An 11402-nucleotide genomic window follows, 5' to 3' on the forward strand; every position below is an offset into this window, starting at 1 on the left:
TATACTCCAAAAACAGTCCGACAACCAATTCACGGCACACGCCTCATCTCAAGGCGACTTTCTCGCCTTGGCTCCCAAGATAACAACACCGCTTCAGTCACAAGAAGCCAGGAGACGAACATGAACGCATCGCACACGCCAGAAACCACCGTGCAAAAGGTCAAGCTGTTGATCAACGGTGAATGGGTCGAGTCCCAGACCACCGAATGGCACGACATCGTCAACCCGGCGACCCAGCAAGTGCTGGCAAAAGTGCCGTTCGCTACGCCTGCGGAAGTCGACGCGGCAATCAGCGCCGCTCACCGTGCCTTCCAGACCTGGAAGCTGACACCGATCGGCGCGCGGATGCGCATCATGCTCAAGCTTCAGGCGTTGATTCGCGAGCACTCCAAGCGCATCGCCGTGGTCCTCAGTGCGGAACAGGGCAAAACCATTGCCGACGCTGAAGGCGATATTTTCCGCGGCCTGGAAGTGGTCGAGCATGCGTGCTCCATCGGCAGCCTGCAGATGGGCGAATTCGCTGAAAACGTCGCTGGCGGCGTTGATACCTACACCCTGCGCCAACCCATCGGCGTCTGCGCCGGCATCACGCCGTTCAACTTCCCGGCGATGATCCCATTGTGGATGTTCCCGATGGCCATCGCCTGCGGCAACACGTTTGTGCTCAAGCCGTCTGAACAGGACCCGATGTCGACCATGCTGCTGGTTGAGCTGGCCATCGAGGCGGGTGTTCCCGCCGGCGTGCTCAACGTGGTTCACGGTGGCAAGGATGTGGTCGATGCGCTCTGCACCCACAAAGACATCAAAGCGGTTTCGTTTGTCGGTTCGACCGCAGTCGGCACTCACGTCTACGACCTGGCCGGCAAACACGGCAAGCGCGTGCAATCGATGATGGGCGCCAAGAACCACGCGGTGGTGCTGGCCGACGCCAATCGTGAGCAAGCCCTCAATGCGCTGGTCGGTGCCGGTTTCGGCGCGGCCGGTCAACGCTGCATGGCCACTTCGGTGGTGGTGCTGGTGGGTGCGGCCAAGCAGTGGTTGCCAGACCTCAAGGCACTGGCGCAAAAACTCAACGTGAATGCCGGCAGCGAGCCAGGCACTGACGTGGGTCCGGTGATTTCCAAACGCGCCAAGGCACGGATTCTCGAGCTGATCGAAAGCGGCATCAAGGAAGGCGCCAAGCTGGAGCTGGACGGCCGCGACATCACCGTCCCCGGGTTCGAAAAAGGCAACTTTGTCGGCCCGACCCTGTTCTCCGGCGTGACCACCGACATGCAGATCTACACCCAGGAAATCTTCGGCCCGGTGCTGGTGGTACTGGAAGTCGACACCCTCGATCAGGCCATTGCCCTGGTCAACGCTAACCCGTTCGGTAACGGCACCGGCCTGTTTACCCAGAGCGGCGCGGCGGCGCGTAAATTCCAGAACGAAATCGACGTTGGCCAGGTCGGTATCAACATCCCGATTCCGGTGCCGGTTCCGTTCTTCAGCTTCACCGGTTCCCGTGGTTCCAAGCTCGGCGACCTCGGTCCATATGGCAAGCAAGTGGTGCAGTTCTACACTCAAACCAAGACCGTCACCAGTCGCTGGTTTGATGATGACAGCGTCAATGACGGTGTGAACACAACCATCAATTTGCGTTGAGGAGCCGGACATGAAAATCGCTTTTATCGGTCTCGGCAACATGGGCGCGCCGATGGCGCGCAACCTGATCAAGGCCGGTCATTCGCTGAACCTGGTCGACCTGAACAAAGCCGTACTCGCCGAGCTGGCACAACTGGGCGGCACCATCAGCGCTTCTGCGCGTGAGGCAGCGCAAGGTGCGGAGCTGGTGATTACCATGCTGCCGGCGGCTGTCCATGTGCGCAGCGTCTGGCTGGGTGAAGACGGCGTGCTGGCCGGGATCGCCAAGGGCGTTCCCGCCGTGGATTGCAGCACCATCGACCCGCAGACCGCCCGCGATGTCGCCGCCGCTGCGGCCAAGCAAGGCGTGGCCATGGCTGATGCACCGGTTTCTGGTGGTACTGGTGGCGCTGCGGCCGGGACACTGACCTTCATGGTCGGTGCCACGCCGGAGTTGTTCGCCACCCTGCAACCGGTATTGGCGCAGATGGGCCGCAACATCGTGCATTGCGGTGAAGTCGGCACCGGGCAAATCGCCAAGATCTGCAACAACCTGTTGCTGGCGATTTCCATGGTCGGCGTCAGCGAGGCCATGGCCCTTGGCGATGCGCTAGGCATCGACACCCAGGTGCTGGCGGGGATCATCAACAGTTCGACCGGTCGTTGCTGGAGTTCGGAGATGTACAACCCGTGGCCGGGCATCGTCGAAACGGCACCCGCGTCGCGTGGTTATACCGGCGGTTTCGGTGCCGAACTGATGCTCAAGGATCTGGGGTTGGCCACTGAAGCGGCACGTCAGGCGCACCAGCCGGTGATGCTCGGCGCGGTGGCTCAGCAGTTGTATCAGGCGATGAGTCAACGTGGCGAAGGCGGCAAGGACTTCTCGGCGATCATCAACAGCTATCGCAAACCCCTGTAGAAGCTGCCGCAGGCTGCAATTTCCTCGGTATTTTCCGAGAGCCCACGTCGGGTGGGCTCTCGGTTTTTTGAATCCGGGATTACCCTGGCTTCAACGCGGCATGACTGGTGCATCGGGTTGCGCATTGGTACTGTCCCAGCCCCGACCCATTGCGCCTGATCTGGTCTGAAAACCAGCATCTTTGGAGGCCGCGCATGCGCCATCTATGCATCCTCAAACCTCTGTCTTTCTCGATGCTATTTGCGGTGTGTTCGCAGCGCCTGCTCACGCGGACCTGGTTACGCTCAGTCCTGTGCCTGAGCATTGTCGTGCCATGCTTGGCCGGTGCCGAGCCGAGGCCCGAGCATATGGTCTATTTGCGTACGATTGATCCGAGCATCGCGCAAGATATCCGCTATGCCAGCGCTCACAACTTCACCGGACACCCACTCGACGGCTACGCGGCGGCGGAGTGCATCTTGTCGCTGGACGCCGCCAAGGCCCTCGCTCGGGTACAAACGGCACTGAGTGCGCAAGGCTACGGTTTGAAGGTGTTCGACTGCTATCGGCCCGCCCGTGCTGTCGCCGATATGGGGCGCTTCGCGACGGAACCGGGCGACCCGCGCAAGGCCGAGTTCTATCCGCGCGTGGACAAGCAAGACTTCTGGCGTCTGGGGTATGTGGCACGGGTTTCGAATCATTCCAAAGGCGGCACTGTGGATCTGACACTGACAAGTCCCCAGGTTCTACCTGCTGGAATATGGACCCCCTCAGCCCCGCAAGTCGATTGTGCCGCCCCCTATGAGCAGCGTTGGCGCGATGGTGCACTCGATATGGGAACAGGCTTCGATTGCTTCGATGAGCGAGCGCACACCGATAACCCGACGATCAACGCGACCGCCAGAGAAAATCGCCAGCGGCTCAACAGTGCCATGGAAAAAGAGGGATTTACCGGATACGCGAAAGAATGGTGGCACTTCACCTACACCGGGGAGGGGGCTTTGAAGAACGTCATGGACTTCCCCATTACCCCACTGGGCTCCAGTGTCACGGACCAGTAACTGTGTGCACACAATGTTTATCAAGGAGCGATCAATGGTGAGTACATTGTTCAAAGCCTGGTCGCTGTGGGTGCTTCTTTTTCCATTTGCAGCGCTGGCGCAGGTGCTCGACACCAGTAATCAGCTGATTGTGGTCACCACAAAAAACTGGACTGACGTCCAGGGGACCGCCCAGCGCTATGAGCGGCACGGGAAAACGTTTCAGAAATACGGCGAGTCGTTTCCGGTGGTTGTTGGCAAAAGCGGACTGGCCTGGGGCCGGGGTATAAGCGATGTCGACCCGCTTGAAGGTCCGGTCAAACGTGAAGGCGATGGAAAAGCGCCTGCCGGGATCTTCACACTTGGAACGGCTTTTGGTTACGACACTACGGCCAAAACCAAACTGCCTTACCTCACTCTGACATCGACCATCGAATGCGTGGATGACAGCCACTCCAAACGCTATAACGAGCTTGTCGACGGGGCGACGATAGCCAAGGACTGGAACAGTTCCGAACACATGCGTCGCGATGATGACATGTATCGAAAAGGTATTTTCATCGAGCACAACACACCGGCGTCACCCGCCTCAGGCTCGTGCATTTTCTTTCACATCTGGCGTGCCCCCACCTCCCCGACGCTTGGCTGCACTGCCATGGATCAAGCGGATATTTCCCGTTTGTTCAACTGGCTGGACCCTCACCAGACGCCGCTGCTGGTGCAGATGCCCGAGGCGGAATACGAGCACTTTCGCCCAGGCTGGGGCCTTCCCGAACGTTGATACCGCTGGCTCAAGTAGCCTTGAGCGATGTCCGGCCCAAGTGCCTGTGTTCGGGACGATACGAGCCAGCGACGTACATTCGGGAAGGGGGTTGCTCAAGGGTGGGCAGATTCAGGCGAAGACGAAATACTTGCGCACAGTCTCGACCACTTCCCACGTGCCTTTCATCCCCGGCTCAATGACGAAAATATCGCCTGCGCGCAGATGGATCGGTTCCATGCCGTCCGGCGTGATCACGCAGTAGCCTTCCTGGAAATGGCAGTACTCCCACTTCACATACTCCACGTACCACTTGCCCGGCGTGCAGATCCAGGTGCCCATGATCTTGCTGCCATCTTCGCTGGTGTAGGCGTTGAGGTTGACGGTGTGCGGATCACCTTCGAGCTTTTCCCATTTACAGGCATCCAGCACCGGCAGTGGGTGGGTATCGCGAAGAACGGTAATGGGTTTGGACATGCTGACTCCGAGCGTTAGGCAGGACTGAAGTCGCACCCTATAGCGCCCGGCCGCGGGTCAGTTGTCTGTACTCGACACTGAGCTGTCCAGAAACGCGCTATCGTTCAAACCCGCTCAAGCGGACATTCAGGATGTCTGTTTTGCTGATTGAAATTTCCACCTGATAAATTTCGCTTATTTAGAATTTTGTGCGAAACATTTGGTCGTTCATGAAGGTTTTCGCAAGAATGTGTACAGGCATCACTCGTATCATTCACGTGAGAGTAGGCCGAGAGCTATGCAATGAAAAAAACAATGTCGTGGTGGGATATCAGCCCGCCCTTGAGCACCGCAACGCCGACGTGGCCGGGTGATACGCCGTTTCAGGAAGAGCGCGTCTGGACCTTCGGCCCCGAGTGCCCGGTGAACGTCGGCCGCATCACCCTGTCTCCGCACACCGGTGCCCATGTCGATGCGCCGCTGCATTACAGCGCCGACGGTGTGGCCATTGGCGATGTGTCGCTGGATGTCTACATCGGTCCGTGTCGTGTACTGCATTGTCTGGACAGCGGCGCACTGGTTAAGCCCGAGCAACTGGAAGGGCGCCTTGCGAATCTGCCCGAGCGCGTCCTGCTGCGCACTTATCAACAGGCACCGTTGGCCACCTGGGATCCGGATTTCACGGCGGTGGCCAAAGAAACCGTCGACCTGTTGTCGAGCCTTGGCGTGCGGCTAATCGGTATCGATACACCGTCCCTGGACCCTCAACAGTCCAAGAGCATGGATTCGCACAACGCAGTGGCCCGCCATGGCATGGCGATCCTTGAAGGCATCGTGCTCGATGACGTGCCGGAAGGCGACTATGAACTGATTGCACTGCCGCTGCGGTTTGCCAACCTGGACGCGAGTCCGGTCAGGGCGATTTTGCGTCCACTGAATACACCGCCACGTGAGGAGCCTGCTCAATGAGCCAATGTCCCTATTCACCTGACAACCAGACAGAGGAATGGCATAACGCGGAGCTGAATTTTTCCGACTCCATGAGCTACGGCGACTACCTGGACCTGGGGAAGATTCTCAGCGCCCAGCACCCCTTGTCCCCGGACCATAACGAGATGCTGTTCATCATCCAGCATCAGACGTCCGAACTGTGGATGAAGCTGATGCTGCACGAGCTCAAGGCCGCTCGTGAACACGTCAGGCTGGGCGAGTTGCCGCCAGCCTTCAAAATGCTGGCGCGGGTGTCGCGGATTTTCGATCAGCTGGTACATGCCTGGACGGTGCTGGCGACCATGACGCCTACCGAGTACCACGCGATCCGGCCGTTTCTGGGGCAGTCATCGGGCTTCCAGTCGTTTCAGTACCGCGAGATCGAATTCATCCTCGGCAACAAAAGTGCAACGCTGTTGCGCCCGCATGCACATCGGCCTGAGCTGTTGGCGGAGCTCGAAAAGGCGATTGCCACGCCGTCGCTGTATGACGAAGCGATACGGTTGATGGCCGGCGCAGGATTGGCGATTGATCCACAGCGCCTGGAGCGCGATCCGGCCAGTCCGACCGTTCATGACGCCTCGGTCGAGGCTGCCTGGCGTGTGGTCTACACCGACCCTTCGCGTTATTGGGATCTCTACCAATTGGCGGAGAAACTGATCGATCTGGAGGACTCGTTCCGTCAATGGCGCTTCCGCCATGTCACCACGGTCGAGCGGATCATCGGCTTCCAACCAGGCACCGGCGGCACCGAAGGTGTCGGCTATCTGCGCAAGATGCTTGATACCGTACTGTTCCCGGAATTGTGGCGCGTGCGTTCGACCCTCTGAACCAGGCGCTAGAGGATTCCCGGCGTAGCAGCTGCCGAAGGCTGCGTTCGGCTCGGTCCGCGCTCGGGCGCAGCAGTCGTAAAATCATCCGCTGAGGTGCATCAGGTGCACCGAGTTGTTTGTATTTACGAGCGCTGCGCGCTCGAACGCAGGCTGCGCCAGCTGCTACAGAAAGCAAAAGCCCCGGCATTCATCGAATGCCGGGGCTTTTTTTCGACTGGCTGAAGGTTATTGAGCGACCGACAACGAGCGTGTCCTGGCCAGGCGAATCCGGTAGAACACGAACAGGATCAGCACCCAGACCGGGATGGCGTAGACCGACGCGCGTACGCCTGGAATCATCAGCATCACGTAGATGATCATGGCCATGAAGGCCAGGCACAGGTAATTGGTGTACGGCGACCAGAATGCCTTGAAGCCCGGGACGATGCCGCGTTGGCCCATGGCCTTGCGAAACTTCAGGTGAGTCAGGCTGATCATTGCCCAGTTGATCATCAACGAGGCGACCACCAGGGCGAACAGCAACTCAAGCGCTTCATTCGGGGCGACGTAGTTAACCACCACGCACAACATCGTGATCAGCGCCGATATGCCCAGCGCCCGTAACGGTACGCCTTGTTTGTTCAGCTTCATCAGCGCCTTGGGTGCATCGCCCTGTTCCGCCAGGCCGTAGAGCATGCGGCTGTTGCAGTAGACGCCGCTGTTGTAGACCGAGAGCGCCGCGGTGAGCACCACAAAATTGAGGATCTGCGCCGCGGTGTTGCTGCCGATCAAGGCGAAAATCTGCACAAACGGGCTGCCGCTGTAGGCATCGCCGGAAGCGCTCAGTGTCTGTAGCAGTTGGTCCCATGGGTACAGCGACAGCAACACGGTGAGTGCGCCGACGTAGAAGATCAACACGCGGTAAACCACCTGATTGATCGCCTTGGGAATGACCTTCCTCGGCTCGCTGGCTTCAGCGGCGGTGATGCCGACCAGCTCCAGGCCGCCGAAGGAGAACATGATGAACGCCATCGACATCAGCAAACCGTTGGTGCCGTTGGGGAAGAAACCGCCGTGGCTCCACAGGTTGCTCACTGAGGCCTGCGGGCCGCCGGTGCCGCTGACCAGCATGTAACAGCCCAGGGCGATCATGCCGATGATCGCCACGACCTTGATGATGGCGAACCAGAATTCCATTTCACCGAAGACTTTGACGTTCATCGTGTTGATCAGGTTGACCAGGACGAAGAACACCGCCGCGCTGACCCAAGTGGGGACCTCTGGCCACCAGAACTGCACGTACTTGCCAACGGCTGTCAGCTCCGCCATGCCCACCAGCACGTACAGCACCCAGTAGTTCCAGCCAGACAGGAAGCCGGCAAAACTACCCCAGTAGTTGTGAGCAAAGTGGCTGAAGGAGCCGGCGACCGGCTCTTCGACAATCATCTCTCCCAACTGGCGCATGATCAAAAAGGCGATGAATCCGGCAATCGCATAGCCGAGGATCATCGAAGGACCCGCCGACTTGAGCACGCCGGCGGAGCCGAGAAACAGCCCTGTACCGATCGCGCCGCCCAGCGCGATCAGCTGAATATGCCTGTTTTTCAGCCCCCGCTTGAGTACGCCCTGTTGCAGTAGTTCATCCGCCATCTGGTTACCTTCTCGTTGTTATGGCCAGGCTTTGTTACAGGTCGACAGCTTATTCAATTACCGCTCGTTTGTGCGCCTCAGACGTTACTTTCAGTGAATTTTTCGTAATACAGCTGCACGTTGTCCAGGGTTTGATCCTGCAACCAGCTCTTGATCGACTCGACCATCGGCGGCGGCCCGCAGACGTACATGTCGACCGCGGCGTCGCGCAGTTCGCTGGCATCGAAATGCTCGGCGATGTAGCCGCGTTTTCCATCCCAATCCGCAGAAGCATCGCTGACCACGGGGGTGTAGCGAAACCCTGGAATGCGTTGAGCATAGGCACCGATTCGTTCGCCTTCGCACAGATCGGCAGCGCCCCGTACGCCGTAGTACAGGTGCACAGGCTGCTCGCAACCGCGTGCGACGATTTCGTCGAGCATGCCCAACAGCGCGGACAGCCCGGTGCCACCGGCCACCAGAATCAGCGGCTTGGCGATGTGGCGAAGGTAGAACGCGCCCAACGGTGCTTCCAGGCCAATGGTATCGCCCACCTGGCAGCGCTCACGAATGTAATTGCTCATCACCCCGTCGGGTAACAGGCGAATCAGAAATTGCAGCTGATTGCTGCTGCTTGGGCGGTTGGCGAAGGAGTAGGAACGTTTACTGGTGGTTCCTGGAATCAGCAGGCGAGCGTACTGCCCCGGCAGGAAATCCAGTGGCTGGGCGGCCGTTCCCAAATCCAGGTGCAGGATCGCGGTACTGGCCGAGACCTGACGGACCTGCGTGACCGTGCCGCTGAGCTGCGCGGGTCCTGCGGCATTACACAGACTGGAGGCGAAGTCGAAGTAGAACGCGGCATCGGACTTCACCCGCGTCTGACAGGTGAGCATCTTGCGTTGCTGCAGATCGAGGCTGGTGAGGGCTTCTTCATCCACATAATCCTGGCTGTAGTCGCCGGACTCGCAGCGCCCCTGACAGGTACCGCAGACACCCTCGCGGCAATCCAGAGGAATATTGATGCCGTTGCGCAACGCGGCATCGAGCAGTATTTCGTTGGCCTGCACGGGAAAAAACAGTGTTTTGCCGTCGGCAAAACTGAACGCAACCTTGTGGTTCATGCCTCGGTCTCCATGGATTCAGAGGTGGTAGAAATCGAGCACCGAGTTGATGGTGTCGTTGAGCAGCAACACGTGTTTGCGGGTAATTACCCAGCTGTCTGCGTGAGGCTTGAGGCGATAGGTCGCGGTCCCGTAAAACTGCTCGGACGTGGCCAGGCGATAGAACAAGGTGTGCCAGTTCAGCCGCACCTCCAGCTCAGCGTTTTCGAGTTCGCCGATGCGCACGTTGTTGATCAGGTGCAGGGTGCGCGGCATCGGTGTCGCCGACGCGGCTTTACCGGTGCGCAGGCGGAATACGCGGTCTTCCAGGCCTGAACGGTTGGCGTAGTAGATCAACGACATTTCGCGCTTGGGGTCTTGGGTGTAGACGTGCTCGGAATCCCATTGCGGCAGGTGAAACTCACTCTGCTCGTCGAAGAGCTTGAGGTAGGCGTCCCAGTCCTTGGCGTCGCACAGTTCGGATTTGCGGTAAAAAAACTGCTCGATCTGGTACTGCAATTGCGGATTCATGATCACACCTCACGTAGCTTCAGGGATTTCGCGTCCAGGCCGTCGAGCAAAAACTTCTGCCAGTTGCTGTGCTGGTTGACGTAGAGCCCTTCGTGGGTAAATTCAGTGCCGGTCATAGCTGGCGCGATGCCGATCGACTCGCTGTTGGGCGTGGCGCCGGTCGCCCACTGGTGGCTGCCGCGCGAGATATCGCTCCAGCGCTCCAGCCGCGCCTGGAAACCGCGCTGGGCTTCGCGGAACTCCACCAGGTCATCTGGCGTGCCGAGTCCCGATACGTTGAAGAAATCTTCGAACTGCCGGATCCGATTCTCGCGATCCGCATCCGACTCGTTTTTCACGCCCAGGCATTGGCTGATGATCTCGGTCTTGTTCCAGGCCACGGGGCGGATGATCCGTAGCTGCGAGCTGATTTGATCGAGGAAAAACAGACTCGGGTAGATGTTCAGGTTGCGCAGCCGATGCATCATCCATTCGGCTTTTTCCTGACCGTGCTCTTCGATCAGACGCGGCATGATCGTCGCGTAGCCGGAACGCACGGTCGGGTTGGGCATGTCACTGAACAGCAGGCTGTGGCCGTTGTTGAAGGCAAACCAGCCGTCATCGGTATTGGCGTCACCGGCCCCCAGCTTGCTGTAGTCGAGGGTGCTGCTCGCGTCGGTGCCGTTCTCGCTGTTGACCTGCTGGCGGTGTTGCACCGTGGCCACGTAGTTATAGTGGACCGTGCTGACGTGATAACCGTCCAGGCCGTTCTCGTTCTGCAGTTTCCAGTTACCGTCGTAGGTGTAGGCCGACTTGCCGGGCAGCACTTCCAGTTCACCAGTGGGTGACTGGGCGACCATCATGTCGAAGAACACTTTGGCGTCGCCGAGGAAGTCTTCGAGGCTGTTATCGCCGTTAACATCCAGGCTGATGAACACGAAGCCCTTGTAGCTCTGGATGCGGGCCTTTTTCAGGCCGCGTGTAGCCTTGTCGAAACCTTCCGGGTATTCGCCGGGGGCCTTGACCTTGACCAGACGTCCGTCGCTTTTGTAGCACCAGGCGTGGAAGGGGCAGGTGAAGGTCGACTGGTTACCTTTGCCGACGCGGGTCAATGTGGTGCCGCGATGCTGGCAGGCGTTGATCAGCGCGTTGAGTTGGCCGTCGCCATCACGGGTAATGATCATCGGTTGGCGGCCGGCACGCATCGTGACGAAATCGTGATTGTTGGCCAGCTCGCTTTCGTGGCAGGCGTAGATCCAGTTCTTCTCGAAGATCAGTTCCATCTCCAGATCGAACAGTTGCGGCTCGGTAAAAATGTCCCGAGCGATACGGAACACGCCTTCTGCCGGACGGAAGTCCAGGCAGCCTTCAATGAACGCTTTCCACTGCTCGACGTTTTTTTCGCCACTCATGGGTGTGCACCTTTTTTATTCAGGTCAATCGGTGCACTCATTAGAGAGAGTGGGGCGGGCAGGGGTCTATCCGGTTAGTCGACGAAGGCAGTCCACTAAATCCGGTGGACGCGGGCGCCCCCAACCTTGTGGGGGGGGGGGGCCCCCCCCCCCCCCCCCCACCCCCCCCCCC

9 protein-coding genes and 1 pseudogene are annotated in these 11402 nt (G+C 59.2%); 5 read left to right on the forward strand and 5 right to left on the reverse strand.

The window, feature by feature from the left end; genetic code table 11:
- Positions 1–120: 120 nt before the first annotated feature.
- The 3 genes and pseudogenes from NTD87_RS18280 (at position 121) to NTD87_RS18290 (ending at position 4342) form a co-directional block, all read left to right on the forward strand.
- Positions 121–1644: a CoA-acylating methylmalonate-semialdehyde dehydrogenase gene (locus NTD87_RS18280; RefSeq protein ID WP_262115476.1), complete on the forward strand. Its 1524-nt coding sequence runs from the start codon at positions 121–123 to the stop codon at positions 1642–1644.
- 10 nt (positions 1645–1654) lie between these two features.
- The gene (gene mmsB / locus NTD87_RS18285) at positions 1655–2542 is read left to right on the forward strand and encodes a 3-hydroxyisobutyrate dehydrogenase (RefSeq protein ID WP_262115477.1); all 888 of its coding nucleotides are present in this window, start codon (positions 1655–1657) and stop codon (positions 2540–2542) included.
- 233 nt (positions 2543–2775) lie between these two features.
- Positions 2776–4342: pseudogene (locus tag NTD87_RS18290) on the forward strand (M15 family metallopeptidase).
- A gap of 111 nt (positions 4343–4453) precedes the next feature.
- Here the strand turns inward: NTD87_RS18290 and NTD87_RS18295 are convergent.
- Complete coding sequence (locus NTD87_RS18295; RefSeq protein ID WP_019691702.1) at positions 4454–4798, reverse strand: cupin domain-containing protein; 345 nt, start codon at positions 4796–4798, stop codon at positions 4454–4456.
- Between the two features lie 282 nt (positions 4799–5080).
- Here NTD87_RS18295 and kynB point away from each other — a divergent pair, with 282 nt between their 5' ends.
- Positions 5081–5746, forward strand: coding sequence for an arylformamidase (kynB, locus tag NTD87_RS18300; protein WP_262115481.1), 666 nt, complete (start codon positions 5081–5083; stop codon positions 5744–5746).
- Complete coding sequence (kynA, locus tag NTD87_RS18305) at positions 5743–6597, forward strand: tryptophan 2,3-dioxygenase (protein ID WP_262115482.1); 855 nt, start codon at positions 5743–5745, stop codon at positions 6595–6597. Before kynB ends, kynA begins: the two co-directional genes overlap by 4 nt.
- A 228-nt stretch (positions 6598–6825) precedes the next feature.
- Here kynA and NTD87_RS18310 read toward each other — a convergent pair whose 3' ends face one another.
- The 4 genes from NTD87_RS18310 to antA form a co-directional block, all read right to left on the reverse strand.
- Positions 6826–8229 carry an amino acid permease gene (locus tag NTD87_RS18310; protein WP_262115484.1) on the reverse strand — a complete coding sequence of 468 codons (1404 nt, stop codon included), beginning with the start codon at positions 8227–8229 and terminating at the stop codon, positions 6826–6828.
- Positions 8230–8306: 77 nt separating this feature from the next.
- Complete coding sequence (gene antC / locus NTD87_RS18315; RefSeq protein ID WP_262115485.1) at positions 8307–9329, reverse strand: anthranilate 1,2-dioxygenase electron transfer component AntC; 1023 nt, start codon at positions 9327–9329, stop codon at positions 8307–8309.
- An 18-nt stretch (positions 9330–9347) separates the two neighbouring features.
- Complete coding sequence (gene antB, locus NTD87_RS18320) at positions 9348–9839, reverse strand: anthranilate 1,2-dioxygenase small subunit (protein ID WP_262115487.1); 492 nt, start codon at positions 9837–9839, stop codon at positions 9348–9350.
- 2 nt (positions 9840–9841) lie between these two features.
- The gene (gene antA / locus NTD87_RS18325; RefSeq protein WP_262115488.1) at positions 9842–11230 is read right to left on the reverse strand and encodes an anthranilate 1,2-dioxygenase large subunit; all 1389 of its coding nucleotides are present in this window, start codon (positions 11228–11230) and stop codon (positions 9842–9844) included.
- Positions 11231–11402 lie beyond the last annotated feature (172 nt).

It is taken from the genome of Pseudomonas sp. 6D_7.1_Bac1 (assembly GCF_025465945.1).
Lineage (GTDB): Bacteria > Pseudomonadota > Gammaproteobacteria > Pseudomonadales > Pseudomonadaceae > Aquipseudomonas.

Excerpts from the sequence above, each read along its gene's own strand:
- kynA (WP_262115482.1), top strand. The coding sequence starts at position 5,743 with ATGAGCCAATGTCCCTATTCACCTGACAACCAGACAGAGGAATGGCAT.
- NTD87_RS18310 (WP_262115484.1), bottom strand. The coding sequence starts at position 8,229 with ATGGCGGATGAACTACTGCAACAGGGCGTACTCAAGCGGGGGCTGAAA.
- antB (WP_262115487.1), bottom strand. The coding sequence starts at position 9,839 with ATGAATCCGCAATTGCAGTACCAGATCGAGCAGTTTTTTTACCGCAAA.
- antA (WP_262115488.1), bottom strand. The coding sequence starts at position 11,230 with ATGAGTGGCGAAAAAAACGTCGAGCAGTGGAAAGCGTTCATTGAAGGC.
- kynB (WP_262115481.1), top strand. The coding sequence starts at position 5,081 with ATGAAAAAAACAATGTCGTGGTGGGATATCAGCCCGCCCTTGAGCACC.
- NTD87_RS18295 (WP_019691702.1), bottom strand. The coding sequence starts at position 4,798 with ATGTCCAAACCCATTACCGTTCTTCGCGATACCCACCCACTGCCGGTG.
- mmsB (WP_262115477.1), top strand. The coding sequence starts at position 1,655 with ATGAAAATCGCTTTTATCGGTCTCGGCAACATGGGCGCGCCGATGGCG.
- NTD87_RS18280 (WP_262115476.1), top strand. The coding sequence starts at position 121 with ATGAACGCATCGCACACGCCAGAAACCACCGTGCAAAAGGTCAAGCTG.
- antC (WP_262115485.1), bottom strand. The coding sequence starts at position 9,329 with ATGAACCACAAGGTTGCGTTCAGTTTTGCCGACGGCAAAACACTGTTT.